Below are 25,188 nucleotides of genomic sequence, written 5' to 3'. Positions count from 1 at the left end.
CGTCGCGGCAGCTCACCGCGGTGCCCCGGATTCCACGGCGGCGCGATGGACGGCTCGTCGCTGGGCGGCCGTGGTGGCTCCCCAGATGCCCGCGTCCTCACCGTGGGAGATGGCCCAGGAGCGACAGGCGAGGAGGACGGGGCAGCGGCGGCACACCGCCAGAGCCGCTTGTGCGTCCGCGCCGGGAGCGAGCGTGTCGGCGAGCGGGAAGAAGATCTCGGGATCCTGACCGACGCATGCGGCTCGGCGATGCCAATCGCTCGTGGCCGCGCGTGAGTGGTCGATGGCCATCGCCTACCCCTGCCGATCCGTTCGGGCGCATCCGCCCAGCACCGAATAGCGGCGCCTCAAGCGCGCCGCGTACCCGGCAGAGGTTCCTCGCAGCGTAAGCGCCCAGATCGGACTTGTCATCCTCTTGGCTCACAATCCGGGCGTCACCGTAGGGCGAGCCGTGCACGACGGGCTGCGATGTGAGGGACGCCGGCGTGGGGGCACGCGTCAGGTATGGGACTCATCAGCGCGTTCAGCGACACTCCCCCGTCCGGGGCCCTGCGGGGCCGGCGTTACGGTGCCACGACGGCGGCGGTGGCGGCCACCGCCGCGGCGGGTGCCGTGGCCGTCGACACGGACAACGCCTGGTACCGCGCGCTGCGCAAGCCGGACTGGCAGCCGCCGTCCTGGGCGTTCGGTACGGTCTGGACCCCGCTGTACGCGACCATCGCCTACGCGGCCGGACACACACTCGGCAAGATCGAGGATCCCCGCCGACGCACAGGCTTCGTGAGCAGCCTGGCGGTCAACCTCTCCCTCAACGCGGCCTGGACCTGGTTGTTCTTCACCCGCCGCGACCCGGTGGCCGCACTGGTCGGCACCGTACTGCTCGATCTGAGCAACGCCGACCTGCTGCGCCGCACGGCACGCGTCGACCCGGTCGCCGCGCGGACACTCGTCCCGTACGCCGCCTGGTGCTGCTTCGCGACCGCCCTGAACGCGTCGATCGTCAGGCGCAACCCCCGCCGCCGCCTCTGACCGCGCCGACCGCCACCACGGGCGCCGAGCGCCGGGCACCGGCAGGGCGTTATGCGGTCGTAGCGCGAAACCCACAGCACCTTCACACGCGGCCTGCGCTGAAGCCCGCGACATCGGAGACCCGTTGCGGTGTCGTCCGATGGAGGGGTTTGTGTGGTGATCGCCGTAGCTGTTCTGTTGCTGCCGGGCCTGGCCGTGCTGCTGTACGCGATGGACCGCCTGGAGGACGGCATGCGGCACTGGGCGTCCACGGGACGTCATGCCCGCGCCAAACACCTGCGCCTGGTCCACAGCGACAGCACCCGGCCCGGCTCCCGCGAGGACGCCCGACGGCAGGGCTCGGGCCGCGAGGCCGCATGACGCCCTGCCGCGCGGACCACCGGACACCTGTCTGCGACTCGGGACAAGCCCTTCGCGCGACCGGCGTCACCGATCTCGGGCACTGCGAACACTTCTGAAGGCAAAGCGGCCCTAATCCTCCAACAGGTGTAAGTCGGCCGCATTTTCGTTCAACTGTGCATATGCGGCCCCTGCTCGCGCCCCCGCTCCTACCGTGGCTGGCGCAACGGGGCGGGAACAGCCCGGCCCGGCCCGCGAACGGAGACAGGCGATGGCCGATGTGGACGTATCGCTCAAGGAACTGATGACCGGTGTGGAGGGAGCGTTGGGAGCCGCCGTCGTCGACTACACCAGTGGCCTGGCCCTCGGTGTGCTCGGCGGCGGCAAGGACCTGGACCTGGAGGTGGCCGCCGCAGGCAACACCGATGTCGTGCGCGCGCAGATGCGGACCCTGGAGCATCTCGGCCTGGCCAGCCAGATCGAGGACATCCTGATCACTCTGGACCGGCATTACCACGTCATCCGGCTGGTGAACGGCCGAAGCGGCAACGGCCTGTTCCTGTACCTCGTACTGGACAAGGCCAGGTCGAATCTGGCGATGGCGCGTCACCAGCTCAAACGAGTGGAGGAAAGCCTCTCCGTCTGACCCTCTTTTCGCATGCCCACGATGTGAAGAGTTCTGCAACTCTCGACATCCATACATGTCCATTCCGCAGGTTCCGGCGGGACGAGGTGCGACAGACTGTTCTCACAGATGGGAGCACCGAGTCCCGTTCGGCCCCATCGCCCACGCGTAGGGAGCAAACGGCTGTGCAAGTGCCCCTCTACCAGGCCAAAGCCGAGTTCTTCCGCATGCTGGGTCATCCCGTACGCATCAGGGTTCTCGAACTGCTGCAGCACGGCCCGGTCGCGGTGCGGGACCTGCTCACCGACATCGAGATCGAACCGTCGAGCCTGTCCCAGCAACTGGGGGTACTGCGCCGGGCGGGCATCATCGTCTCCACCCGTCAGGGCTCCACGGTCATCTACGCCCTCGCCGGAGGCGACATCGCCGACCTGCTGAAGGCCGCACGCCGCATCCTCACCGAACTCCTCGCCGGGCAGTACGCGATCCTGACCGAGGTGGACGAAACCGAACCCTCCTCCAGCCCGTTGCCGGCCGGCAGAAAAACCTGACGTCCGCTCTCGCGTGTCTGCCGACGGGGTCGGCGAGATGGCGAGGACGAGGCCGGACCGCAGCGGCGAACAGCGCGGCCTCGATTGTCAGTGGCACCCGACACAATGCGATCAAGCACCACGCACCCGTCGGCGCCCGCTCAAGAGAAGGCCATCATGCGCGAACTCCTCCAGTTCAACCGCCTGTACGCAGACGAACAACTGCGTTCGCCCCGTGGGCGGTTCGTCCTGCGGTACGACCCGGCGGGCTTCGCCGTGATCACCGACACCGAGCGGGACGAGGTCATATGGCGGGCGGGGGCCGCCGGACGGCTGTTGCTCGGTGACCGGGGTGAGGTCCAGGTCGAGGCCGGGGACGGTCACGAGACGGTCTGGCGCTCGGGATTCGCGGCCCCCGGCGCGCACTACCTGATCCTCACCGACGCGGGCGACCTGGAACTGCTCAACGGCGAGCATGCGCGCCTGGCCAACTCGCGCACCGGTCCGGTCGAGCCGGTGGCGCTGCGGGACACCGCCCCCGCGGCCGACATCACCGCCGGCAGCTACCTGCTCAGCGAAGGCAAGAAGCGCCGGACCGTCGTACGAGAACAGGACGGACAGCTCCGGATCGGCGAGCACTGGCCGAACGGCAGCGGCGGAAGTTACGCGCTGGGCGGGCCGCTGGTCGACTGGCTGGAGCAGGAGGGCACCGTGCTCGGCTGGCGCCTGCTGCCGGTCAACGGCACCAAGGTGAAGGCCCGGACGCTGTGCCTGACCGATGCCGCGGGCACCGTCCTGTGGCACGAGGGCACCCCGAACCCGGCCACGCCGGTGTCCGCGGGCGCCCCCTACGCCCACGGCGGAGCGGAGCTCGGCGTCGGCGGTCGCCTGCGCCGCCAGTCGCTGACCTCCCCTTCCGGCTCGCACACCCTGACCCACCAGGGGAGCGGCGATCTGGTGCTGTGCTGCAACGCCGAGCACCGGGCCGTGTGGTCGGCCGGCACGCACTGGGCCGACGGCGGATGGGCCGAGCTGACGGCCGACGGCGACCTGGTGGTGCACAACCCGCACGGCGCGCCCGTCTGGCGTTCCGGCACGGCCGGTTCGGGAGCCCGGCGGCTCGCCGTCCGCGACGACGGCCGGGTGGAACTGCTCGACGCCGAGGGCCGCGCGGTGTGGTCGGTGGACGCACACTCCTCCTGCGACGCCCCGGCCGTGGACGCACCGCGCGGCGCGGTGCTGCGCCGGGGACAGACGCTCCGCCGGCACTCCCTCACCTCCGCCGACGGCAGCACCGTGCTCGGCCACCACGACGACCAGCGTCTGGTGCTGTTCGCAGCGGACGGCACCTGGCTCTGGTACGCACACCTGGGGGACGTCCGGCGGCCGGGACTGCTCCTGGACGAGGACGGCATGCTGCGGATCCTCGACGACGGCACCGAGCGGCCCCCGCTGGCCGGGCCGGCCGACGAACTGCGCGTCGAGAGCGGGGAAGTCCTGCTGTGCCGCGCGGACGGCACGGTCGTGTGGCGCAACGGCGAAGAGGCGATGGAAACGGACGGTGCCGCACCGGAGCCGGCCGAGGACTTCGAGGCGTGGCTGGAGGAACTGAACGGTCTGGAGTACTTCTGTGTCGCCGTCGTGCACGACACGACACCCGACGAGGCCCTGCTGCGCCTGGGCGCCGACCCCGACCAGATCCGAACGGGCACCTGGGCGGACCTGCTGACGCAGAGCGACATCGAGGACGCCGGCATGGACGACGTGTGCCTGGCCGCGTTCGCCCTCGGCCCGCACACACTGCTCGTCGAGAACAACGGCCACCCGGGGACGGAGAATGCGGCGCTCTCCCCTGGCACCTTCGCCGTGGCCTGTTCCCGCAGCATCAACGCGGACACCAGCTTCATGGTGTACCGCGACGGTGAGGTGGTGGCCGACCACTCGGAAGAGGGAGCCGAGGAGCCGACCACCCCGGAGGTCCGGGCGGCGATGGCGGCGATGGACGCCGACAACCCTCAGGGGGCGGCGTTCGACGCCCCCCTCGAACTCCTCTGCCGCACCGCCGGAATCCGGCCCACGGCGGCAGACGTGACCGGCAGCGGAAGGTGGGTGATACTGCCGGCCCTCGGGTGAACCGGCGGACAGTTCGCTTTGCGCGCGACTCCGGCCCCCTGCACCTGTTCAGGCCGCTCAAGACGGTTGGTCAGAGGTCTTCCACGTCTACCAGCCCGTCCTGGATGGCGCGGGCGACCAGGCTCGCCTTGGTCCGGGCGGGTCGGCCGACGTTCGCGTACTTGATGCGCACCCGGTCGAGATAGGAGTTGACCGTGCGTACGGAGATCCCGAGACGCTGCGCGACCAGTTCCTTCGACTCCGACTGGAACCACTCGATGAGTACGTTCTCCTCGCGCACCGAGAGCTGGGGGCGGTCGGCGCGGGTGTTCGTCCCCAGGGCGCCGGCCAGCGCGGGCGGCATGTAGGGCCGCTCGTCCGCTGCCGCCAGTGTCGCCTCGACCAGGTGGTCCCGGCCCTCACTCTTGGTCAGATAGGTCGCGGCTCCCAGGTCGAGGCAGTTGAGCGCGGTCTTCTCGTCGTCCCGCATCGAATAGACGATCACCTGCCGCCCGGCGTCGACGAGTCTTCGAAGACTGCCGAACGCGGGCCCGCCCTCGGCCAGTTGCAGGTCCAGGACGACGACGTCGGCCGTGCTGCCCGGCTCGGTCCAGGCTTCGCGTACGGAGTCGCCGGACGCGACCACGGTGATGGGTCTGTGCGATGCGGCGTACCACGCCTCCACGCCCGAGAGGATGGCGGGATGGTCGTCGACGACGACCACGCTGACCGGTGCGTTGTCACTCATGTGAGGTCAACTCCAAAGAGCGCCGGTCTTCTCCAGCCCGCCTCCACCCACACACTTCCGCCGCGCATTGTTCGCTCCACGTCCACCAGCGGGTTCGTGGTGTCACCGGGTGCCTCGGCGGCCTCCTCCGTGGCCCCGCCGCCGGCGCAGTCCTCGCTGACCACGCTGACGCGCACCGCTCGGGGTGTCCACACGACGGTCACCCGCGCGGTCGAGCGGGTACGGCCCAGGGTCACCGCCACCGGGTCGACCAGCTCCCTGCGCACCTCCACGGGCACCTCCCCCGGCTTGCCTCGTACGGACAGGCTCACCGTCACCCCCTGATGCTCGACCACCTCCACGCACGCCCGCAACTCGTTCAGCAGCGGGTCCACGACCGCGTCGCTCTCCGCGAACAGGCGGCGCATACGGGCGGCCTCCACGCCGCACCGCAGCCTGACCTCCTCGTCGTGCGGGCTCAGCACACCATGGCCGAGGCCCACGAGCAGCGGCACGGTCGTGGCCGTCAGCGCACGGTAGCGCTCCTTGTGATCACGCTGCATGTCCTCGTGGATACGTTCCCGGGTACGCATTTCCTCCTCCTGCGCGGCCGCGGTCCCCGCGGCCGGCGCCGTCCCGTGGAGCAGGTACGACATCAGTACGCCGACGGAGAGCTGGAAGCCGCAGCTGCCGATCGTGGAGATGCCCAGCGTGGCCCACTGGGCGACGCTCGGCGCCCCGAACAGGAACACAGCGGTCGCGTTGAGCCCGACATGCGCCCCGAGGAACGCCGCGAACAGCCTGACCCGCAGGTCGGCCAGCAGGAACAGCGCATGCCAGCCGACCAGTCCGAACGCCCAGTCCGGCGCGCCCGTCGACAGCTCCGCGGGGAGCGTGAACGCGCATACCGCCGAGACGGCCAGCACCGAAGCCAGGCTCGCCCACCGCACTGCCGGCGGGATCTGCCGGCCACGCAGCAGATAGGCGCCCCCGATCACGGCGACGGCGGCAAGACAGACGAAGCCGGCCGTCTGCGCCCACGGGAGGTGGTACACGTCCTGGTGGACCACGAGCCGGCGCAGCGAGATGGTGAACTGCCACACAAGGCTGATCAGCAGCACGGCCAGTTGGGTCCCGTGAAGGAGCCGCCCGCGGATGAAGCGGACGTCGGCCGTGTGCTGCACCTGCGCGCGGGGCGGGCGCGGTACGCCGGTCGCGGGTGTGCCGTTCATCGCCTGTGGCGCCCCGGTCGGGCCGTGCCAGCGCCATTGCACGCGGGTACCCATGTCCGGACGGGAGGTGACCGTGGCGGAGCCTCCGACCGCGTGCATCCTGGCGATGATGGAGCCGGAGATCCCCCGGCGCCGCGCGGGGACGGACCGCGGGTCGAAGCCCCGTCCCGTGTCGGACAGTTCGACGACGGCGCCGTCCCCTTCCGTCCATGCCCTGAGTTCCGCCTCCCGCACCCCGGCATGGCGTGCCACGTTGGTGACGGCCTCCCGGACCCCGTTGAATATCGCGAGCCCGGGGCCGGAGGGAATCGCGAGCGGGCCTTCGATGCGCGTCTTGAGCCGTACCCTGGCCTGCCCCTCGCCCTCCGGTACGCAGCTCAGAAGAGCCGCAAGATCGACGCTCCCGGTCTCGAACCCGGGCACGGCGGACATGGCTTCAAGGTCCTGTCTGGCGCGCGGAGGGAGCCACGACCAGTCCCGGCCGTCGCCCTGGGAGACCATCAGCAGCGTCGCGCTCGCCGTGTCGTGCAGGGTCGCCAGGTACTCGCGCTCGCTCGCCCTGCGGGCGGCGGCGACCTCCATCTCCCGGCGCGCCGCGGCCCTGATGGCGGCCGACCGGTCGGCCGCCCGGGCCAGCGCCCGAACGATGAGGTAGGCAGCCCTCGACAGGCACACCTGGATGAGCATGCGCACCAGGGGCACCACGTCGAGGCTGCCGCCGGGCGTCGAGAGGACGTCGCCCAGCACGCAGACGACACCGCCCAACGCGGCGAGGGCGGCCCCGGCCAGCGGGCGCGTCGCCCATTCGTACTGGAAGGCGACGACGCTGATGCCGACCATCGCCTCGACCATCACGTTGGCGGCCTCGCCGCCGATCACCGGCTGGGACAAGCCCGTCAACACCACGACGGCCGCGTCCAGCGTCCACAGCAGGGCGAGGGGGAACAACTGCGGGCGGCGCAGCGCGTAGAGGCGTACACCGCAGGCGAGGAAGGCGGGCACCAGCAGGGACACCGCCAGGGGGATGTCCGCCGTGTCCGCCGAGACGACGCCCAGCGCGCCGCACAGACAGACCACGATGGACCGGAGCCACACCCCGAACCGCTCAAGGGCCAGGATCACCAGGCGCTCACCGGACCTGGGGCGGTCCATCGGCTCAGCGACTCCCTCCCCGTTCCCCCCATATCCCCCATGCCACATGAACGACAAGGGTAGTTGACCCGCGATCAAGGCAGAACGCAGTTCGGCGTTCGTGTGGGGCGAACGACCGGCACACCCGGCGGCCGGGCCGGGCTAGTGTCTCCGTCGTACGGGGCCGACACCGGACGGGGCGCGCGACGGCTGCGCCCGCAACAGCTTCGGGTTGCTCGGCCCCGCAGAACTCGTTCGATGCGGCTCCCCTGCAGTGACGGTCAGGATCAGACGGTGAGGCTCGATGGCGAACCCGAGGAGAAGGCACCACCCGTGCATGACTACGACGACCCCGCCTGGGGGCCGCTTCCCGTTCGTCCGGCCGCTCTGCGCTGGCTGCTCCTTCTTCCGCTGACCCTGGTGTTCCTGCCGCTGTGGTGGGTGCTCTGGGTCTGCCTCGCCGTCTGCTTGTACTTCGTGGCGCCGGTGGCCGAGCTCATCGTCTACATGGTGCCGCGTGCCGAGAACGGTGCGACGCGGATGCTGGACGCCACGATCGGCCGGATGCCGTTCCTTCCGCTCTGGTGCGTGACCCCGGTGGCGCTCGTGCGGGAGGGCGACTCGGCGTACTACCGGGCCCGTGTGGACCGGCGCATCGAGAAGCAGACCCGGCGGGTGGAAACCTCCCGGCACCGTCGCGAGTACCACCGCGACCTGGAACTCGGAGCACACCACTTCCGGGGCGCGGGCGCACGTTACGTCCTGGGCGTCGCCTCGGAGCAGGGCTGGAACCTTCATCCGGTGCTGCGCTCGCACCCCCGGCGCCTGCTCCGGCTGCGCCACAACGGCCGGCCCCGCCCACCACATGCCAGATCCTGAGCCGACCCGCCCCGGCGTGCTCACCCGCTTTCAAGGAGACGACACTGAGAAGGAGCGCCCTGCGGTGGCCGACAGTGATCCTCGCGTTGGTGCTCGGCCTGCCCTCGTTGGCCGGCTGCGCCATCGACAAGGGCACGTCACTCGCCGCGGATTTCGAGGAGAACTGGGCCGGTACGCCGGACGTGGCGTCCATCCACACCACCAAGAACAACACCCTGCCCTTCCAGGGAACGTCCACCGGCACGCTGACCCTCAAGGACGGCACTTCGGCCGACCGCGTGACCGCGCTGGTGGGCGAGATGAGGAAGTACGTCGCCCGTCACGGCAAGACCCGCGGCCGGATCGAGGCGGACGGCATCACCTTCACGGTCGTCGCGGACGAGAGGCGCACCGGCGAGGTCCTGGCGCTGTGGCGGTCGCTGACGGCCGACGACCGGGTCAGGAACGCCGACATCAAGGACGAGCCCTGGAAGAAGGCAACGGACCGCTGGCGGATCGAGGTCACCGCGGTCGACGCCACCGGCGCGTTGGCCGTGTTCAAGGACATGTACGCCGAGGGTGACCGGCACCGGCCGCTCTCCGGTGTGATGGTCCTGAGGGTCGAAGGAGGGCTCTTCGTGGAGAGCGACTTCAACGAGCGGTTCCCCGCCGAGGCGATCGCCGCGTACGAGGCGGTGCTCGCCAGGTACCCGGTCGTCGGCGCGACGCTGCGACGCGATGCCGTGTCCGGCTCGGCGGTCAGCATCGTCGTGGCGAAGGGCGCGGATCCGGACGACGCCCGCGAACTCGCCAGGAGCGCGGCGCCGAACCTCGGTACCGCCGTCGAGGTCACCGGCGCCGGCGCCGACTGACCTTTCGGTCACACTCCGCCCACACAGTCCGACCGAGACGAACCCACCCTCCCGTGGATGTCCGCCCCTCGGCCTGGCTCAAGCCGCCCGCACACAGGGCTGATTGTGCCGATTGCCCGGTACAGAAGATTTGTCTCATCAACATCAACCACCGAACACGGGGATGAAATGCAGCACACAGCGCGTACCAAGAGGATGGCGACCGCGACGGCACTCGGCGCACTGACGGTGCTCCTCGCCACCGGATGCTCCTTCAGTGCCGGCGACGCGGAGAAGAAGAGTGAGGCGACGGCCGGCGAAAGCGCCACCGCTGCCGAGGAAAAGCCGACCGCCGAGGAACAGCCGACGACGGAGGAACAGCCGACCGCCGAGGAGCAGCCGACGGCGGAGGAGCAGCCGGTCGGTGACGATCCGTCGAAGCCCGCGAACACGGGCGTCAGCGAGGACGGGGCCGTCCACAAGGCCCGCGTCGCGCAGACCATTTCCGACAAGCTCGCCGCGGACACCGGCAAGCGTCCCGACAGGGTCACCTGCCCCCAGCACCTCCCGGCCCGGGTCGGTGCCACGATCACCTGCGAACTCACGGCAGGCGGCAGCACCTACGACGTCGTCGTCACCGCCACGTCGGTCAACGGCAACCAGGTCCACTACACCTACAAGGTCGACGGCACCGCCAAGTGAAGGGCGGCGCTTCAGCACGTGGGTGGTCGTCCGCGCAGTCACCCGAGGTCGTTCCAGAACGCGCAGTGGTGGCGGGAGGATGCCGAGCGGGTGGGGACGATGTGGTCCGGCGCCAGGGACAGCACCGTCTGCCGGTGCCAGGGCGGCGTTGACGGGCTGTTGGGGTCGCCGGTACGGGCGAAGCGGGTCCAGTAGGAGATCATGGTGTCGGCCAACCGGTGCTGTGCCGCGGTCATGTCGCGGGGCCGGCCGCCCAGGTCGAACAGGTAGGGCAGTTCACTCGCGTGCGGTGCGCCGAGCGGGAACGGCGGCGTACCCGAGGTGAGGGGCGGGGCGTGCTCGTCGGCGAACTCATAACGCCAGACGGGCACGCGCTCGGCCAGCAGGCGCTGGGTACGCAGGGTCGGGCAGGCGAAGTTCGCGTCGCCGATGACAGCCCCGAACACCGGTCCCCCGTCGGTGCGGTGCACCGGGTACTCACGGACGATCGCCCTCGGCTGTCCCGAGGAGGGGAAGAAGGTGGCCGCGACACCGGGCCAGGTGTCGGGGGTGACGGGGTGGCCGGCCTGTACGATCCCGGCGGCCCAGCCGTTGCCCTCGTCGTGGTTGTTTCCGATGAGTACGGGGACGGTATGGAAGCGGCCAGCGGCGATGGCCGTCGCGGGATCGCCGGGCAGCAACGGGGTGCTGTGAGCGGGCTGTTGATCCGCGTCCTGGGCCGAGAGCAGACGCGAGACGTCCACGCGCCGCAGGCAGGCCATGAGGTGGCGCGCGGATCCGCAGTGGACCTTTGCCGCGAGGTCCGCGCCCGTTGCGCGCGCCTCGCTCAGAGGGACGGAGGACGGGGCGAACGGCCGGTCGGGGCGGCCGGTGCAGGGGCCGCTCCCGATGATCGCCCGGTCGAAGAGCCCTGCGGCCGCGGGTGAGACGAGCTGGGCGCAGACGCTGTAGCCACCCGCCGACTCGCCGGCCAGCGTCACGTTGTGGGCGTCGCCGTCGAAGGCGCCGATCTCGGTGCGGATCCAGCGCAGCGCGGCCTGCTGGTCGGCCAGTCCGAAGGTGCCGGAGCCGGGCAGTCCGCTGTGCGCGAGGAAACCGAGTGCTCCGAGGCGGTAGTTGACGGTGACGATCACGGCGTCGCCCCGGGTGGCCATGCGGTGGGCGTCGTAGGAGCTGCCCGCTCCGGTGGTGAAGCCGCCGCCGTGCAGCCACACGATCACCGGACGGGGGCGGGCGGGTCCCGCGCCGTCGGGCGTGGTGACGTTCAGGTGGAGACAGTCCTCGTCGGTGCTTCCGCCGGGCACCTCGCCGGCCGGCTGTGGGCAGGGGCTCGCGGGCCGGGTGGCGTCCCGTGTCCCGGACCAGGGGGCCGGAGGGTGCGGTGGCGCCCAGCGCAGGCCGCCGACCGGGGGTGCGGCGTACGGAATGCCCTCGAAGGTGCGGTAGCCGTCATGGGCGGCGCCCCTGACCAGGCCGTCGTGGGTGCGTACCGTCGTGGCAGTGCCGGTGGCGGAAGCGATGGCGGTGCCGGTGGCGGGCCGGGCGGGCTCCGTCGGCGGTGGTGCGGTCCAGCCCGTGGCGAGTGCGGCCATGAGGGCGCAGCCCAGGGTGGTCAGGACTCGGTGCATGGTGATCGCCTCCCCGTTCGGTCAGCTGCCGCCCATACCGCCCTGCGCGGCGATCATGGTCGTCGGCAGAGCGCGTACCGCTTTCTCCAGGCCTGGCGCGACGGCGGCGAGACTTGCCGTGCAGGCGTCGATACGGGCCCGGAAGGTCTTCTGGTCCTGTCGTGGGACGACCGAGCGGATGCCGCCGGCCGTGGCCAGCGCCAGCAGCGCGGCGTCGGCGACGGGGAGGTCCCGCACGGGGCCGTCCGCGTGCAGCACCGCGGTGACGCGGGCGCGCAGGGCGGCGGGCACGGAGCGGTCCGTCATGGTCAGCCGCTGTGTGCCGAAGGGGGTGCGGGGCGCCTTCGCGGTGAGCAGGCCCGCCGCGACCAGCCGGTCCTCCACCTCGGTCAGGGTCCGCTTGCGATGGCGGCGTACGAGGTGCTTCCAGCCGTGCCCGCCGGCGGCGTCGCGCAGGACGCCGTCCAGGACCAGGTCGCCGGTCGGCGCGGTGCCGGACACGGTCACCGTGCCGGCATCCTCGACCAGCCGGCCGCGTGACGCGAGGTCGATCAGGGCGGCGGCGCGCACCAGCAGCTGGGTGCGGGAACGGTTGTAGGGGCCTTCGGCCGCGTCGTCGTGGGCGAGCAGATACATGTGGCAGGCCAGGTCGTCGTTCACACCTCGACGCTACGGCCGCATGCCCCGGGCGCGGATCGGCCGCGCGGACGGACTGGCACTGGGAGCACAGGAGGATCGCGGCCCGGTCTCCTCCCTGAGGAGGAGACGGCGTGCTCAGGGGCGGCGCGGCTGCATGCGCCCCTGGTCGAAGGCTGCCAGCCGCACGAGCCGGTGGTCAGAAGCTGCCCGGCGGCACGAGCCGGTGGTCAAGGGCTGCGCGGCTGCACGAGTCCGTGGTCGTAGGCCGCGACGACGGCCTGGACGCGGTCACGCAGGCCCAGTTTGCGCAGCACCGCGGTGACATGGTTCTTGACGGTGGCCTCCGATACGCGCAGCCGCCCGGCGATCTCCGCGTTAGACAGCGCCTGTCCGATCAGCGTGAGCACCTCCCGCTCCCGGCCGGACAGATCCCGCAGGGAGGGCGGCGGCGCCGGGTCGGGCGTCGTGCGCAGGAACCGGTCGAGGACACGGCTCAGCACGACAGGCGCGAGCAGCGCGTCGCCGCGCGCGGTCAGCCTGATCGCGTCGACGAGTTCGCCGGGGCGCATGTCCTTCAGCAGGAAGCCGCTCGCCCCGGCCCGCAGCGCGGCGACCACATGGGCGTCCACGTCCCAGGTGGTCAGCACGAGCACCCGGGCCGGGCTGCCGGACTCGGCGATCTGCCGGGTCGCCTCGATACCGTCCACTCCGGGCATGCGTACGTCCATCAGCACCACGTCGGGTTCCAGTTCCCGCGTCAGCCGCACCGCTTCGCGGCCGTCGCACGCCTCGCCGACCACCGTGAGGTCGTCCCGCGCATCGATGATCATGCGAAATCCGGTACGGACCAGGGCCTGGTCGTCTGCCACCACCACACGAAGCGTCATGGCGTACGCTCCACCGGCAGCCGTGCCGCCACCTCGAACCCGCCCCCGGGCAGCGTTCCTGCGCGCAGGCTGCCGCCGACCAGGTGTGCGCGTTCCTTCATCCCCACCAGTCCGCGTCCTGTCCCCGCCGCGACCGCCCGGGCCTGGGCCGTACGCCCCCTGGCCTGGGGCGTGCGCCCGTTGTCGACCACCGTGACCAGCACGCATCCGCCTTCGGTGGTGACGCGCACCTTCACCTCATCGGCGTCGGCCGCGTGCCGCAATGTGTTGGTGAGGGCCTCCTGAATGATCCGGTACGCCGCCAGGTCCACCGTGGCCGGCAGCCCGGCTGTGGCGTCCTCGCGGTGCACGTGCACCGTCATCCCGGTCGCGCGGACCGTGTCGGCCAGCTCATCCAGGCGCGCGAGCGAGGGCCCGGGCTCCTGATGCTTCCCGGAGGGGTCCTCCTCCATGTCCGGCCGGAACGCGCGCAGCAGCAGCCGCAGTTCGCCCAACGCCGAGCGGGCGCCCGTCTCGATGAACCGCAGCGCCTGACGTGCTTGTTCGGGCTGCCTGGTGAACACGTCGTCGGCGGCGCCCGCCTGAATGACCATCACCGACAGGGTGTGCGCCACGACGTCGTGCACCTCGCGGGCGATCCGCGCTCGCTCCTCCACCACCGCCCGCCGCAACTCCGCCCGCAGCCGGGCCTGCTGAGCCCTGCGCCACTGCCCCGCGGTCCACGCCAGCACCACCGCAAGCAGGTAGACGGCGAGGCCGGCGGGACCGCCCGCCGCGAACGCCAGGGGCGCCGGAAGGAGCATCGCCGCGAGTGCTCCGGCCGATGCCCGCCGCGGCCTGGTGGCCGACACCACGCACAAGGCGACCTGTGCGGCGAGAAGCGCCCCCGTCAAGGTCACCGCCGGCAGCAGTGCCCACACCCCCAGCCCTGCCACCGCGACCACGACCAGCACGGCGACCGGGGCGCGCGCCAGCCATCGCAGAGCACAGACCTGCACAAGAACCAGGGCCGCCGCGACCGGCGCTCGCCCACCGTGGTCGACGCCCGCGACCAGCACCGAGGTACCGAGCACGCCCAGCACCAGAAAAGCCGGCCCCCACCACAACGCCCGGGCCGCTCGGGACGACAACCCGTCCCGCGCTCCCCCGGCGAACACGTCCTGCGGCTCTCTGCTGCTGCGGTCCACGTAGCGACCTTATCCAGCGGATGGCGAGCGTTGGACCTGACCTGACCTGGCCGGGGCTCGGCGTGGCGCGCGGCCCCGGCATCGGGCCGTGGGTCAGGACAGGGGGTGCAGCCAGTGGGCCTCCGGTTCTGTTGCGATCAGACCCGCGATCGCGGCGAAGTACGTCTGCATGAACGGCTGCGAGACGTGCGCCAGCAGGTGGGCGCCGGAGGACCAGCGCTCATAGAAGGCGAAGGCGCCCGGCTGGTCCGGCGTGGTGTGCACCACGTACTGCTCGCATCCGTCCTCCTTCCTCGTGAGGCCGATGATCGCCTGAATCTCGCCCAGCAGCCGCCCCTCCTCGCCCGCCTTGGCCCTGGCGTATCCGTAGACCGCGACAGGCGTGTCGGAGGCGAGGATGTCGGCAGGGATGAGGCCGTCGGTGATGTCGTCAGTGCTCATGGGGTTCCACTCCGTCATAGTCGGATCCGTCGGCGTCGATGGCCGACTGCCCGGAGCGTAGGAGCTGACGTTGATGTCAGGGGCAAGTCCGGTGACGGACAAAGGGTCAGCCCGGCGGACGCACGGCCCTCGTCGGCCGCGCACTCTCACCTGCCCGCGCCGAGACGTCTACCGGGACAGGAACCGTGCGATGCCCTGCATCAGGAGCGGCGGCGGATCGGTCAGTCCCGAAACGATGACGACCAGCTCCCGCCCCAGTTCGGGCCAGTCCTTCCAGACTGCCGGGCTCCTGGTCACAACGGCGGACAGCAGGTCGCCCTCGTACATGTCGCCCTCGGCCATCGGGTCGTCCCGCAGCACCTCCAGCGCGAGCGGCAGAAGGTGGGCAAGTCCGTCGTTCTGCCCGATCAGCAGACGCATGTCCTCAACGGTCAGCTCGCCGACCGGCCGACGCCGAAGGACGTGCGCCGCCGCGACAAGGCGACTTGCCCCGGCCGGTGGGGGCGGCCGGAAGTCGCGCTCAAGTTCCTCCAGGGAGCGCTCACGGTCTATGGGGCGGGGCATGGCCCGATCGTCCCACGCCGTAGGTCCCGGCCGCGGCCGGCAAGGTCGCTGTCCTCGCGCATACGGCTCGCCAGGCCTGGAGCTGGTTGACCCCGCGGCCACGCCTCGCCGACGGCCGAGTCCCGCTCAGGCCTCAGGTCACGTCAGCAGGCCGGCGAGCGCGGCGTGGTCGTGGTAGTCGCGTGACCAGGCGACCTGCCCGTCCCGGACGCAGAACACGGCGATGTTGTGCGTGCTGACCGTCGTGCCGTCCGTCGTCCGGGTCACGTCCTGGTCCCACTCCCCCACGACGACCTCCGGGTCGGCCGTCCCGTGCACCTCGACGTTGCGTGGCGACAGCGTGACCGGGGCCGCGCCGAACACGGCGAAGTGCTGCTCGATCTCGGGCCGGCCCGTCAGCACGACCTCGGCGGGCTTGGCGAACGGCTGCCGCACCACCGCGTCCTCGGCGTACAGACCGACGGCCGTCGTCAGGTCCCGGTCGGCGAGCGACTTCAGCAGAAGCTCGAAGACCTCACGGGGATCACGGACCGCGTTGTCGGGCATGATTGCCTCCAGAAGTTAGAATCGGAGTGACCACTCCGTTAGAGACGTTACGGAGTGACGACTCCGCTTGTCAAGGAAGGGTTCCCGTGTCTCCCCGAGCCGACGCCGCACGCAACCGATCCGCCGTACTCCGCGCCGCCGACGAGGTCTTCGTCGAACTCGGGGTGACGGCGTCGACGGAGGAGATCGCCCGGCGGGCCGGGCTCGGAATCGGCACGGTCTTCCGCCACTTCCCCACGAAGGAAGCCCTGCTCAAGGCGGTCTACGAGCAGCGCCTGGAGCACCTGGCCACCCGTGCCACGACCGTCGGGACGGGCGACGCCTCGCCCGGCTGGTTCCGGGAGTTCTTCACCGGCATGGCCACCACGTCGGCCGAGAAGCTGATCCTCGCCGACGCCCTGAGCGATCTGCACGTGGACGCCGACCCGGAGGTCACCGCCCGGCTGCGCTCGGTTGTCGGCGCCCTGCTCCAGCGCGCGCAGGCCGCCGGGGCCGTGCGCGAGGACGTGTCGTTCGACGATCTGATCGCCCTGCTGATCGCGGCCGGCCGAGCCGCCCAGGCCACCGCGGACGCTTCGACCCGCGCCCGCCTGATCGACGTCATCCTGGACGGCCTGGAGCCCCGCGGGTAGCTCGGACCACGATGGCCCCGGTACAACGCGCTCTCGGCCGGGCGGTGTTCGATGCGACTGCCCGACCGGCAGCCGGGCGGCTGGACACCGGAACGACGCCGGGACGCTGCCGGACGAAGATCAGTGCAGGTAGCGACCCGGATAGGGTCACCCCCATGCGCCTCGCTCTCTTCGACCTGGACGGCACTCTCGTCGACCGCACGGCCGCCTTCGCGGACGCCATAGCCACCCTCAGCGCCGACCACGGCTACGGCCCGGACATCGAGCACTGGCTGCTCACCGAACTCGCCGACCGGGCCGACCGCAGTGACTTCGACCGCCTTGCCGCCACCTTCCAGCTCGACGAGTCTCCCGGTCATCTGTGGCGTGTGTACGTCGACCGCATGGCAGCCGCCGTCACCTGCCGCCCCGCCGTCCTCGCGAGCCTGACCCGGCTCAAGGACGCCGGCTGGAGCATCGGCGTCGCCACCAACGGCGCCAGCGACATCCAGCGTGCCAAGATCCGTGCCACCGGCCTCGCCGAACTGATCGACGGCATCGCCGCCTCCGGCGACATCGACGTCCGCAAGCCCGATCCGCGGCTCTTCGAACTCGCCGCCGCGCGCTGCGGCACCCAGCTCACCCCCGGTGACTGGATGACCGGCGACAATCCGCTGACCGACATCGCGGGCGGCTTCAACGCGGGTCTGCGCGCGATCTGGGTACGCGGCAGGCCGTGGCCCGACGGCCTCGCCACACCCCACCACACCGTCGACGACGTCACCGACGCCGTCGACCACCTCCTGACCCACTCCGCGGAGTAGCCCGACGCCGCCGCCGACACCGATGACGGCGACGGCGACGGCGACGACCGGGTCACGACGTGTCCTGCACGCCCTGCGGTCCCATGGCCAGCATCAGGGTCCTGAGCGCGCACAGTTGGAAGAGCACGGGTGCGTCCGTCATCAGCGTCGGGTTGCGCTGGAGAGGACGGGGCCGAGGTCGTCCGTGACACGGGCCCCGGACTCAGCCGCCCCTGAAAACAATCCCTGTCCGCGACAGGGCTGAACCGCGTCAGTCGAGGGCGTGGTCGCGGCCGGTCCGCAGGATCTCGTCGGAGAGCTCCGGCTCGACGTGGCGTATGGCCCGCGCGAGCGTCATCGCGCCGACCATCTCACTGAGCAGGCGCATGGCCCTGTGACGGGCCTCGCCCGGGTCGAGTTCATGGCCCTCCTCCTCGGCCTCACGCTGGAATTCGGCGGCGAAGCCGGCGAGATAGCCCTCGACCCCTGTGGCGTACGCGCTCTGGACGCCTTCGCTGTGCCGTCCCGCGTCGACGACCAGGGAGGCAGAAGGACAGCCGCCGTCCGGGGCGTCCCGGTGTGCGGTGGACAGGTATCCGGCCACGACCCGCTCCAGCGGCGAGCCGCCCTGGTCGGGTCCCTCCTCCACCGTCCGGGCCAGGCTGCCGAGCGAGGCGGCGAAGGAGGCCCCGCACACCTCCACGACCAGGTCGTCCTTGGACGCGAAGTGGTTGTAGAAGCCGCCGTGGGTGAGTCCGGCTTCCTTCATCAGCTCGGCGATACCGACCGCGTCGATGCCCTGCGAGCGGAACATGCGGCCCGCCGCTTCGAGGATGTTCTGCCGGTTACGGGCCTTGTCCTCCTTGGTGATCCGCGGCATGGCCGTCCTCTCGCGTCGCTGTCGACTTGACCTTTTCAATGACGGCTCTCATCATAACAAGAGTTTCAATGATGCGTGTCATCAAAAACCCATGGAACGGGAGCGTCATGCGTGCCATCACCTATGACCAGCACGGAGAAGCCGGGCAGGTACTGCGCCTGAGCCAACAGCCGCCCCCTGCCGCCCCCGCGGCCGGACAGGTGCGGCTACGGGTGCTGTCCCGGCCCGTCCATCCCGGCGACCTGGCGGGAGTGGCGGGTTTTCCGGGCGCGTCGCAGCAGCCGTTCGCCGCGCCACGGACACCCGGCCTGGAGGGAATGGGCGTCGTCGAGACCGTCGGCGAGGGCGTGCGGGACCTGCGGCCCGGTCAGCGGGTCGCGTTCTTCCCGGTGCCCGGCGCGTGGAGCGAACTCCTCACGGCACCGGCCGATCTGGTGGTGCCGGTGCCCGAGGGCGTCAGCGACGGCACCGCGGCCCTGATGCTGGTCAACCCACTCACCCTGCTCATGCTGCTACGGGCCGTCGAGGACGCCCAGCACGGCAAGCCTGGCCCGGTGGTGCAGACGGCCGCCGGTTCGTCGGTGGGCAGATTGGTCGCCACGGCAGCGCTCAGGCACGACATCCCGCTGGTCAACCTCGTACGCAGCGCCACGGGGGCGCAGGCCTTGCGGCAGCGTTTCCCCACGCTGCCGACCGTCTCGACGGCCGACGCGGACTGGCGTACCCAGGTCCGGGACGCGACCGGTGGCCGGGGCGCCCAGGTCGTACTGGACGCGGTGGGCGGATCCCTGACCGGTGAGCTGGCCGCGCTGCTCGACGACGGCGGCACGCTGATCACCTACGGACAACTCGGCTCCGGGAGCACGCCGTTGGAGTCGCTCGCGCTGACGCCGCGGGAGCTGACCGTGCGGGGCGTGTCCATCAGCCGGTGGATGACCCGCGCGCCCGGGGAACGGGCCGAGGACGTCGCCTTCGCCACCGATCTGGCCGCGACCGCCCCGGAACTCTTCGAGGTGGCCGCCGAGTACGACCTCGCCGACTTCGCGCAGGCCGTCGGCCATGTCCGGCGCCCCGGCAAGAGCGGAACCGTCCTGCTCACCAGCCCCGCATCCTGAACCCCACGAAGGACACCGCCATGAAGATCGGAACCCTCGGCGCCGGAACCGTCGCCCAGGCCATCGCCCGCCATGCCGTGGCCCACGGCCACCCGGTCGTCCTGAGCAACAGCCGCGGCCCCGCCTCCCTGGCCGGCCTCGCCGACGAACTCGGACCGCTCGCCCACGCCGGCACCCCGGAGGAAGCCGCCGCGGCCGACCTCGTACTCCTCGCGGTCGGCTGGCCACAGATCCCGGACGCGACAGCCGGCCTGCCGGACTTCGGCGGACGCATCGTCATCGACGCCACCAACCAGTTCGCCTCGCTGCCCCCGCACCCGAAGATCGCCGATCTCGGCGAACTGACCGGCAGCGAGTACGTGGCCTCACTGCTGCCCGGCGCCCGCGTCGTCAAGGCGTTCAACACCCTCTACGGCCAGTACATCGCCGCCGATCCGCGTCACCCGGCCGGACGCCAGGTGCTGTTCCTCGCCGGTGACGACGCCGACGCCAAGACGACCGTCGCGGACCTCACCGCGGACTTCGGGTTCGCGCCCGTCGATCTCGGCTTTCTCCGCGAGGGCGGACGCCTCATGCAACTCGGCGGCCCGCTCTCCGCCCTCCACGCCCTCAAGCAGGACTGAGCCGGGCCCGCGCCCAGCACCAGCCGTCCTCCTCATCCGCCCTCCGCCACAAGGAAGTCACTCATGACCACCCAGCCCCTGCTGCAGCCCGTCCGCCTCGGCGCGCTGGAACTCCCCAACCGCGTCGTCATGGCCCCCATGACCCGCGCCCGCGCCCACAACACCGAACTGGCGCCCACCGACCTGCACGCGACCTACTACGCGCAGCGCGCCGGCGCCGGACTGATCGTCACCGAGGGAACCTGGGTCAGCCCCGACGCGATCGGCTTCATCAACGTCCCCGGCATCTACACCGACACCCAGACCGCCGGCTGGGCGAAGGTCACCGAAGCCGTCCACGAGGCGGGCGGGCGGATCGTCTCCCAGCTCGGCCACGTCGGAGCGGCCTCCCATCCCGACCACCTCGGCGGCCGTCTGCCCGCCGGGCCCTCGGCCGTCAACCCCGGCGAGAAATCCTTCACCTCCTCGGGTCCGAAGGACACCGTCACCCCGCGCGCCTTCACCGCCGCCGAGATCGCCGGCACCGTCGCCGACTACCGCCGTGCGGCCGAGAACGCCCGCCGCGCCGGTTTCGACGGCGTCGAACTCCACGCCCAGGTCTCCCACTTGATCCCGCAGTTCCTCAACCCCCGCCTGAACCGGCGCACCGACGCCTACGGAGGCAGCGGCGAGAAGCGGGCCCGGCTCCTCCTCGACATCCTCGACGCCGTCGGTGACGTCTGGGGCGGCGACCGTGTCGGCGTGAAGATGTCCCCGGGCTGGACCAGCGGTACGGCGTTCACCGCGGACGAGGAGACCCTCGCCGACTACGACCAGCTGCTCAAGAAGCTCAACGACAGCGACCTGGCCTATCTTCACCTCCTGGGCGCCCCCGGCACCATCGAGGAGCGCATCGCCCTCTTCTCCCGCTACCGCGCCCACTACCAGGGCAACATCGTCGCCAACCTCGGCTTCACCCAGGCCCTCGGCAACGGCATACTCGCCCACGGTGTCGTCGACGCGGTCTCCTTCGGCGCCCCCTACATCGCCAACCCCGACCTGGTCGAGCGCTTCAGGCACGGCCACCCGCTGGCCGACGCCGACCAGGACACCCACTACGCCGGCCACACCGAGGGCTACACGGACTACCCCGCCTTCACCGCCGGCTGAGCGCAACGGGCCCAGGCGCCGCCCCTCATGACGCGCGCTCACACAGGGGTGCCGGCGGAGAGGGCCCGGCGCTCGGCGCGATCGGAGACCAATGAGAGGTACACCGAGGCAGTCCACGTCATGCTGCGGTCGCGCGGGTCGTCGAGGGGGCCGGCGGGCACGGCGCCCGGAGCCGGAAACCCGGAAACCGCCGGACGGTCCTACCGTTCGCCCACCGGTGCCCACCACACCACAGTGGTCCCGCCGCCGTCCGTACGGCCCAACTGCAGTTCCCCGCCCAGCTGCCCGGCCCGTTCCGCCATGTTGTTCAGGCCGCTTCGGCGACCCTCGGGCGGAATGCCCACGCCGTCGTCGGAGACCGTCAGGCGCACCTCGCGCCCGTCGGTCTCCAGAACCACCGCGGCACACGTGGCCCGGGCGTGCCGGGCGATGTTGGTCAGGGCCTCGGAGAGCACGGCCACCACGTGGTCGGCCGTCTCCTTGGCGACCTGGGTGTCCACCAGTCCCTCCATCTGGAGGCTGGGCGTGAAGCCGAGCACCGGCGCCGCCTCGCCGACCACGCGGGCCACGCGGGCCCGCAGGCCCGGCGCCGCGGCGCCCTCGCGGGAGCGCAGGCCGAAGATGGTCGCCCTGATGATCTTGATGGTTTCGTCCAGGTCGTCCACCGCCCGCGACACGCGTTCCGAGGCCTCGTCGTGCTCGATGAAGCGGCCCGCGCTCTGCAGTGTCATGCCGGTGGCGAACAGCCGCTGGATCGCCAGGTCGTGGAGGTCGCGGGCGATCCGGTCACGGTCCTTGAGGACCGCGATCTCCTCGGCGTCCTCACGGCGTTCCGCCAGTTCCATGGCGATCGCGGCCTGTGCGGCGAAGCCTTGCAGGGCTTCCGTCTCCTTCGCGGTGAACGCCGCCCCGCCGGACTCACGTACCAGCAGGACGATGCCTCGTACCCGTTCGCCCGTTCCGATGGGGACGGCCACGGCCGGACCCAGCCCGGTGAACCGCGGCGGGCCGGACGCGGCCCGCTCCTCCGCGGAGATGTCGGGACTGGCGACGGAGGCGGCCCGCGAGTACGCCCGGCCGATCAGACCGTCGTCCACCGGCAGCACCAGCCCTCGATGCGCCTCGGCCCCTTTGCCGAAGGCCAGTTCGGCGGTGAGCGAGTCCGTGTTCTCCATGGGCAGGGCGACCACCGCCAGCGCCGCCGAGGTGATGTCCCTCGCCCGCTCCGCGATCAGCCCCAGGACCTCGGCGCGGTCCCTGCCCGACATCAGGCAGTGGGTGATCTCCGCGCTCGCCCGCAGCCAGCGTTCACGCAGCCTCGACTCCTCGTACAGCCGGGCGTTGTCGATGGCCACGCCGGCCGCCACCGCCAGCGTCGACAGGACCGACTCGTCCTCCTCGTCGAACTGCGCCCCGCCCCGCTTCTCGGTCAGATAGAGATTGCCGAAGACCTGCTCCCGTACGCGGATCGGGACACCGACGAAGGTGTTCATCGGCGGATGATGGGGCGGGAATCCGTACGAGGCCGGGTGCCCGGACAGCTTCCCCAGCCGCAGGGGCTCGGGGTGACGGATGAGTTCGCCCAGGATGCCGTGCCCCTGGGGGAAGTGGCCGATCTCGGCGATCTGTTCCTCGCTGATCCCGACCGTGTGGAAGGCCGACAGCCGCCTGCCGTCGGGCCCGATCACCCCCAGGGCGGCGTAGCGCGCGTCCACGAGCACGGCCGCGGCCTCGACGATGCTGTGCAGCGCCTGCTCCAGATCCAGCTCCCGGCCCACGGAGAGCACGGCCTCCAGCAGGCCGTGCACCCGGTCGCGCGTACCGCGGGCGGCGTCCAGCCTGGCCTGCAGTTCCTCCAGCAGCTCGTCCAGTCTCAGCTGCGGCAGCGGCACACGGGCCTGACGGGACTCCTCGGCGCTTCCCACCGCTTGATCCTCCCGGTCCCCTCGGCGCACGGACAGCCGACCGTTGCGGTCGGCTGTCACGCTATCGGCCCGATGCGGTCCTGTGCGGTCGGGGGCGGGAGAGCGTACGGATCCGGCCCCGCTGCCGGGCCGGGGGGCCGCAACTCCCTTCAGTTCTGGGGCAGTCGGGCCGAGACGTACTCGGTGAGGTCGAGCAGCCGGTTGGTGTAGCCCCATTCGTTGTCGTACCAGCCGAAGACCTTGACCAGGTCGCCGTGGGCCTGGGTCAGCGGGGCGTCCAGGACGCACGAGGCGGGGTCGCCGACGACGTCGCGGGAGACGATCGGGGCGTCGGACACCCGCAGGACGCCTCGCAGCGGGCCGTCCGCGGCCTCCCGGAACGCCGTGTTGATCTCGTCCGCGGACGCGGGCCGCGCCAGGACCACGCTCAGGTCGGTCAGCGAGCCGTCCTCGACGGGGACGCGGACGGCGATGCCGTCGAGTGTGCCCGCCAGTTCCGGCATGACCAGGCCCACGGCGCGGGCGGCCCCGGTACTGGTGGGGATGATGTTCACGGCGGCGCTGCGGCCCCGGCGGAGGTCCTTGTGCGGGCCGTCCAGGACGACCTGGTCGTTGGTGTAGCCGTGGATGGTGGTCATCAGTCCCTTGACGATGCCGAAGTGATCGTTCAGCACCTTGACCATGGGAGCGACGCAGTTGGTGGTGCACGAGGCGTTGGAGACGACGTGGTCCCGCTGTGCGTCGTACGTGTTCTCGTTGACGCCCATCACGATCGTGCCGTCGACTCCCTTGCCCGGTACGGAGAGCAGCACCTTGCGCGCTCCCGCCTTCAGGTGGAGTCCGGCGTCCTCCCGGGTGCGGAAGCGGCCGGTCGACTCGATGACCACGTCCACGCGGAGGTCGCCCCAGGCCAGCGCGGCGGGGTCCCGCTCGGCGGTCACGGCGATGCGGTGTGCGTCCACGGTGAGTGAGGTGTCGTCGTGCCCGATGGCGCGGTGCAGCCGTCCGTAGGTGGAGTCGAACTCAAGCAGGTGCGCCAGAACCGCCGGTGAGGTGATGTCGTTGACCGCCACGACCTCCACCGGTGTGCCCGCGCCCGTCCCCGCGCGCTCCAGCACGCAGCGCAGGTAGTTGCGTCCGATGCGGCCGAAGCCGTTGATGCCCACCCGCACACTCATGTCCGCCGTCCTTCCGGTCCGTCCCGTGTCTGTCTCCGGTGCCAGCGTGCGGGCGCGTGACCGGGCGGGGCTTGGGCCGTACGGGGGCGGGCCGGGGGACGTTCGGCCCTGCTACGTGCGGACTCGGGCTCCCCTAGCACTCGGGCTCCCGGGGCTCCCGAGCCCCGGTCTCAGCGTCCTTCGTTCTTGGGCCTGTCCTGCGTCTGGGCCTGCGCCTGGGTGGCGATGACGGCCGCCTGGATGCGCCGCTCCACACCCAGCTTGGCGAGCAGCCGGGAGATGTGGTTCTTGACCGTCTTCTCGGCGAGGAAGAGACGCTGTCCGATCTGACGGTTGGTCAGACCCTCGCCGATCAGGGCCAGGATCTCCCGTTCCCGCTCGGTCAGGCCGGGCAGCACGTCCGGCTCCTCCTTGGGCTGGTCCCCCGCGCGCAGACGGGCCATCAGCTGGGCGGTGGCGCTCGGATCGAGCAGGGACTGGCCCGCGGCCACCGTGCGGACGGCCGACACCAGGTCCCCTCCCCTGATCTGCTTCAGGACGTACCCCGAGGCCCCGGCCATGATCGAGTCGAGCAGGGCCTCCTCGTCGTCGAAGGAGGTCAGCATCAGACAGGCCAGATCCGGCATGCGTGAGCGCAGCTCCCGGCACACGGTCACCCCGTCCCCGTCGGGCAGCCGGACGTCGAGGACCGCCACCTGGGGACGCAGGGCGGGCACGCGTACCAGGGCCTGTTCGACGGTTCCGGCCTCGCCGACCACGGTGATGTCCGGCTCGTCGTTCAGCAGGTCGTGCACCCCACGCCGTACCACCTCGTGGTCGTCCAGCAGGAAGACCCGGATGGAGCCGTCGGGGCCCGTCCGCTCGCTGTCGGCCATC

General features: G+C 71.3%; 27 protein-coding genes. 13 read left to right on the top strand and 14 right to left on the bottom strand.

Annotated features, from left to right (window positions below):
* Window positions 1-12: 12 nt before the first annotated feature.
* Window positions 13-291 (bottom strand): WhiB family transcriptional regulator, encoded by a 279-nt coding sequence (locus ACFWGJ_RS10865; protein ID WP_387322529.1) that lies wholly within the window; start codon window positions 289-291, stop codon window positions 13-15.
* 213 nt (window positions 292-504) lie between these two features.
* Here ACFWGJ_RS10865 and ACFWGJ_RS10860 point away from each other — a divergent pair, with 213 nt between their 5' ends.
* The 5 genes from ACFWGJ_RS10860 (at window position 505) to ACFWGJ_RS10840 (ending at window position 4,656) form a co-directional block, all read left to right on the top strand.
* Entirely contained in the window at window positions 505-1,029 is a 525-nt protein-coding gene (locus tag ACFWGJ_RS10860) for a TspO/MBR family protein (RefSeq protein ID WP_387322527.1), read from the top strand.
* 153 nt (window positions 1,030-1,182) lie between these two features.
* A complete protein-coding gene (locus ACFWGJ_RS10855) occupies window positions 1,183-1,389 on the top strand; it encodes a hypothetical protein (RefSeq protein ID WP_387322525.1) in 207 nt (68 codons plus the stop codon).
* A 250-nt stretch (window positions 1,390-1,639) separates the two neighbouring features.
* Complete coding sequence (locus ACFWGJ_RS10850; RefSeq protein WP_387322523.1) at window positions 1,640-2,014, top strand: hypothetical protein; 375 nt, start codon at window positions 1,640-1,642, stop codon at window positions 2,012-2,014.
* A gap of 164 nt (window positions 2,015-2,178) precedes the next feature.
* Window positions 2,179-2,544, top strand: coding sequence for an ArsR/SmtB family transcription factor (locus tag ACFWGJ_RS10845; RefSeq protein ID WP_387322521.1), 366 nt, complete (start codon window positions 2,179-2,181; stop codon window positions 2,542-2,544).
* A 156-nt stretch (window positions 2,545-2,700) separates the two neighbouring features.
* Window positions 2,701-4,656 (top strand): DUF6461 domain-containing protein, encoded by a 1,956-nt coding sequence (locus tag ACFWGJ_RS10840; RefSeq protein WP_387322519.1) that lies wholly within the window; start codon window positions 2,701-2,703, stop codon window positions 4,654-4,656.
* A 70-nt stretch (window positions 4,657-4,726) separates the two neighbouring features.
* On the opposite strand, the gene ACFWGJ_RS10835 is transcribed toward ACFWGJ_RS10840, so the two are convergent.
* Window positions 4,727-5,383 (bottom strand): response regulator, encoded by a 657-nt coding sequence (locus ACFWGJ_RS10835; protein ID WP_387322517.1) that lies wholly within the window; start codon window positions 5,381-5,383, stop codon window positions 4,727-4,729.
* Window positions 5,380-7,746: a sensor histidine kinase gene (locus tag ACFWGJ_RS10830; RefSeq protein WP_387322515.1), complete on the bottom strand. Its 2,367-nt coding sequence runs from the start codon at window positions 7,744-7,746 to the stop codon at window positions 5,380-5,382. Before ACFWGJ_RS10830 ends, ACFWGJ_RS10835 begins: the two co-directional genes overlap by 4 nt.
* Window positions 7,747-8,019: 273 nt before the next feature.
* Here ACFWGJ_RS10830 and ACFWGJ_RS10825 point away from each other — a divergent pair, with 273 nt between their 5' ends.
* From ACFWGJ_RS10825 to ACFWGJ_RS10815, 3 genes are all read left to right on the top strand, one after another.
* Entirely contained in the window at window positions 8,020-8,604 is a 585-nt protein-coding gene (locus ACFWGJ_RS10825; RefSeq protein WP_387322513.1) for a hypothetical protein, read from the top strand.
* A gap of 74 nt (window positions 8,605-8,678) precedes the next feature.
* Complete coding sequence (locus ACFWGJ_RS10820; protein ID WP_387322511.1) at window positions 8,679-9,455, top strand: hypothetical protein; 777 nt, start codon at window positions 8,679-8,681, stop codon at window positions 9,453-9,455.
* 168 nt (window positions 9,456-9,623) lie between these two features.
* Window positions 9,624-10,136, top strand: a complete 513-nt coding sequence (locus ACFWGJ_RS10815) for a DUF4333 domain-containing protein (protein ID WP_387322509.1) — start codon at window positions 9,624-9,626, stop codon at window positions 10,134-10,136.
* A 38-nt stretch (window positions 10,137-10,174) separates the two neighbouring features.
* Here ACFWGJ_RS10815 and ACFWGJ_RS10810 read toward each other — a convergent pair whose 3' ends face one another.
* The 7 genes from ACFWGJ_RS10810 to ACFWGJ_RS10780 all read right to left on the bottom strand — a co-directional run bounded on the left by ACFWGJ_RS10810 (window position 10,175) and on the right by ACFWGJ_RS10780 (window position 16,028).
* The gene (locus ACFWGJ_RS10810) at window positions 10,175-11,764 is read right to left on the bottom strand and encodes a carboxylesterase/lipase family protein (protein ID WP_387322507.1); all 1,590 of its coding nucleotides are present in this window, start codon (window positions 11,762-11,764) and stop codon (window positions 10,175-10,177) included.
* A 21-nt stretch (window positions 11,765-11,785) separates the two neighbouring features.
* On the bottom strand, window positions 11,786-12,424 hold the full coding sequence (locus ACFWGJ_RS10805; protein ID WP_387322505.1) for a GPP34 family phosphoprotein: 639 nt from the start codon (window positions 12,422-12,424) through the stop codon (window positions 11,786-11,788).
* A gap of 206 nt (window positions 12,425-12,630) precedes the next feature.
* On the bottom strand, window positions 12,631-13,290 hold the full coding sequence (locus ACFWGJ_RS10800; RefSeq protein ID WP_387322503.1) for a response regulator: 660 nt from the start codon (window positions 13,288-13,290) through the stop codon (window positions 12,631-12,633).
* Window positions 13,287-14,477: a sensor histidine kinase gene (locus tag ACFWGJ_RS10795; RefSeq protein ID WP_387322501.1), complete on the bottom strand. Its 1,191-nt coding sequence runs from the start codon at window positions 14,475-14,477 to the stop codon at window positions 13,287-13,289. The genes ACFWGJ_RS10800 and ACFWGJ_RS10795 overlap by 4 nt, the downstream gene beginning before the upstream one ends.
* 93 nt (window positions 14,478-14,570) lie before the next feature.
* Window positions 14,571-14,918, bottom strand: a complete 348-nt coding sequence (locus tag ACFWGJ_RS10790; RefSeq protein WP_387322499.1) for a putative quinol monooxygenase — start codon at window positions 14,916-14,918, stop codon at window positions 14,571-14,573.
* Window positions 14,919-15,086: 168 nt separating this feature from the next.
* Window positions 15,087-15,482, bottom strand: coding sequence for a contact-dependent growth inhibition system immunity protein (locus tag ACFWGJ_RS10785; RefSeq protein ID WP_387322497.1), 396 nt, complete (start codon window positions 15,480-15,482; stop codon window positions 15,087-15,089).
* A gap of 138 nt (window positions 15,483-15,620) precedes the next feature.
* Window positions 15,621-16,028, bottom strand: a complete 408-nt coding sequence (locus tag ACFWGJ_RS10780; RefSeq protein WP_387322495.1) for a nuclear transport factor 2 family protein — start codon at window positions 16,026-16,028, stop codon at window positions 15,621-15,623.
* Between the two features lie 86 nt (window positions 16,029-16,114).
* Between ACFWGJ_RS10780 and ACFWGJ_RS10775 the strand changes: the two genes are divergently transcribed.
* Entirely contained in the window at window positions 16,115-16,660 is a 546-nt protein-coding gene (locus ACFWGJ_RS10775; RefSeq protein WP_387322493.1) for a TetR/AcrR family transcriptional regulator, read from the top strand.
* A gap of 155 nt (window positions 16,661-16,815) precedes the next feature.
* Window positions 16,816-17,463, top strand: a complete 648-nt coding sequence (locus tag ACFWGJ_RS10770) for an HAD family hydrolase (protein ID WP_387322491.1) — start codon at window positions 16,816-16,818, stop codon at window positions 17,461-17,463.
* A 250-nt stretch (window positions 17,464-17,713) separates the two neighbouring features.
* Here the strand turns inward: ACFWGJ_RS10770 and ACFWGJ_RS10765 are convergent, their stop codons facing one another.
* Window positions 17,714-18,322: a TetR family transcriptional regulator gene (locus ACFWGJ_RS10765; protein ID WP_387322489.1), complete on the bottom strand. Its 609-nt coding sequence runs from the start codon at window positions 18,320-18,322 to the stop codon at window positions 17,714-17,716.
* A 107-nt stretch (window positions 18,323-18,429) separates the two neighbouring features.
* Here ACFWGJ_RS10765 and ACFWGJ_RS10760 point away from each other — a divergent pair, with 107 nt between their 5' ends.
* The 3 genes from ACFWGJ_RS10760 to ACFWGJ_RS10750 all read left to right on the top strand — a co-directional run bounded on the left by ACFWGJ_RS10760 (window position 18,430) and on the right by ACFWGJ_RS10750 (window position 21,209).
* Window positions 18,430-19,437, top strand: a complete 1,008-nt coding sequence (locus ACFWGJ_RS10760; protein WP_387322487.1) for a zinc-binding dehydrogenase — start codon at window positions 18,430-18,432, stop codon at window positions 19,435-19,437.
* 20 nt (window positions 19,438-19,457) lie between these two features.
* Window positions 19,458-20,060 (top strand): NADPH-dependent F420 reductase, encoded by a 603-nt coding sequence (locus ACFWGJ_RS10755; RefSeq protein ID WP_387322486.1) that lies wholly within the window; start codon window positions 19,458-19,460, stop codon window positions 20,058-20,060.
* A 63-nt stretch (window positions 20,061-20,123) separates the two neighbouring features.
* Complete coding sequence (locus ACFWGJ_RS10750; protein ID WP_387322484.1) at window positions 20,124-21,209, top strand: alkene reductase; 1,086 nt, start codon at window positions 20,124-20,126, stop codon at window positions 21,207-21,209.
* A gap of 200 nt (window positions 21,210-21,409) precedes the next feature.
* On the opposite strand, the gene ACFWGJ_RS10745 is transcribed toward ACFWGJ_RS10750, so the two are convergent.
* The 3 genes from ACFWGJ_RS10745 to ACFWGJ_RS10735 all read right to left on the bottom strand — a co-directional run bounded on the left by ACFWGJ_RS10745 (window position 21,410) and on the right by ACFWGJ_RS10735 (window position 25,187).
* Complete coding sequence (locus ACFWGJ_RS10745) at window positions 21,410-23,134, bottom strand: GAF domain-containing protein (RefSeq protein WP_387322483.1); 1,725 nt, start codon at window positions 23,132-23,134, stop codon at window positions 21,410-21,412.
* Window positions 23,135-23,283: 149 nt separating this feature from the next.
* On the bottom strand, window positions 23,284-24,312 hold the full coding sequence (gap, locus tag ACFWGJ_RS10740; protein ID WP_387322481.1) for a type I glyceraldehyde-3-phosphate dehydrogenase: 1,029 nt from the start codon (window positions 24,310-24,312) through the stop codon (window positions 23,284-23,286).
* A 170-nt stretch (window positions 24,313-24,482) separates the two neighbouring features.
* Complete coding sequence (locus ACFWGJ_RS10735; protein WP_387322479.1) at window positions 24,483-25,187, bottom strand: response regulator; 705 nt, start codon at window positions 25,185-25,187, stop codon at window positions 24,483-24,485.
* Window position 25,188 lies beyond the last annotated feature (1 nt).

The sequence above is a fragment of the Streptomyces sp. NPDC060205 genome (assembly GCF_042728395.1).
GTDB lineage: Bacteria > Actinomycetota > Actinomycetes > Streptomycetales > Streptomycetaceae > Streptomyces.
This window is presented reverse-complemented; position numbering and strand designations above follow the sequence as displayed.

Excerpts from the sequence above, each read along its gene's own strand:
- ACFWGJ_RS10810 (WP_387322507.1), bottom strand. The coding sequence starts at position 11,764 with ATGCACCGAGTCCTGACCACCCTGGGCTGCGCCCTCATGGCCGCACTC.
- ACFWGJ_RS10800 (WP_387322503.1), bottom strand. The coding sequence starts at position 13,290 with ATGACGCTTCGTGTGGTGGTGGCAGACGACCAGGCCCTGGTCCGTACC.
- ACFWGJ_RS10770 (WP_387322491.1), top strand. The coding sequence starts at position 16,816 with ATGCGCCTCGCTCTCTTCGACCTGGACGGCACTCTCGTCGACCGCACG.
- ACFWGJ_RS10815 (WP_387322509.1), top strand. The coding sequence starts at position 9,624 with ATGCAGCACACAGCGCGTACCAAGAGGATGGCGACCGCGACGGCACTC.
- ACFWGJ_RS10735 (WP_387322479.1), bottom strand. The coding sequence starts at position 25,187 with ATGGCCGACAGCGAGCGGACGGGCCCCGACGGCTCCATCCGGGTCTTC.
- ACFWGJ_RS10755 (WP_387322486.1), top strand. The coding sequence starts at position 19,458 with ATGAAGATCGGAACCCTCGGCGCCGGAACCGTCGCCCAGGCCATCGCC.
- ACFWGJ_RS10840 (WP_387322519.1), top strand. The coding sequence starts at position 2,701 with ATGCGCGAACTCCTCCAGTTCAACCGCCTGTACGCAGACGAACAACTG.
- ACFWGJ_RS10830 (WP_387322515.1), bottom strand. The coding sequence starts at position 7,746 with ATGGACCGCCCCAGGTCCGGTGAGCGCCTGGTGATCCTGGCCCTTGAG.
- ACFWGJ_RS10865 (WP_387322529.1), bottom strand. The coding sequence starts at position 291 with ATGGCCATCGACCACTCACGCGCGGCCACGAGCGATTGGCATCGCCGA.
- gap (WP_387322481.1), bottom strand. The coding sequence starts at position 24,312 with ATGAGTGTGCGGGTGGGCATCAACGGCTTCGGCCGCATCGGACGCAAC.
- ACFWGJ_RS10785 (WP_387322497.1), bottom strand. The coding sequence starts at position 15,482 with ATGCCCCGCCCCATAGACCGTGAGCGCTCCCTGGAGGAACTTGAGCGC.
- ACFWGJ_RS10765 (WP_387322489.1), bottom strand. The coding sequence starts at position 18,322 with ATGCCGCGGATCACCAAGGAGGACAAGGCCCGTAACCGGCAGAACATC.
- ACFWGJ_RS10760 (WP_387322487.1), top strand. The coding sequence starts at position 18,430 with ATGCGTGCCATCACCTATGACCAGCACGGAGAAGCCGGGCAGGTACTG.
- ACFWGJ_RS10850 (WP_387322523.1), top strand. The coding sequence starts at position 1,640 with ATGGCCGATGTGGACGTATCGCTCAAGGAACTGATGACCGGTGTGGAG.
- ACFWGJ_RS10860 (WP_387322527.1), top strand. The coding sequence starts at position 505 with ATGGGACTCATCAGCGCGTTCAGCGACACTCCCCCGTCCGGGGCCCTG.
- ACFWGJ_RS10835 (WP_387322517.1), bottom strand. The coding sequence starts at position 5,383 with ATGAGTGACAACGCACCGGTCAGCGTGGTCGTCGTCGACGACCATCCC.
- ACFWGJ_RS10750 (WP_387322484.1), top strand. The coding sequence starts at position 20,124 with ATGACCACCCAGCCCCTGCTGCAGCCCGTCCGCCTCGGCGCGCTGGAA.
- ACFWGJ_RS10790 (WP_387322499.1), bottom strand. The coding sequence starts at position 14,918 with ATGAGCACTGACGACATCACCGACGGCCTCATCCCTGCCGACATCCTC.
- ACFWGJ_RS10780 (WP_387322495.1), bottom strand. The coding sequence starts at position 16,028 with ATGCCCGACAACGCGGTCCGTGATCCCCGTGAGGTCTTCGAGCTTCTG.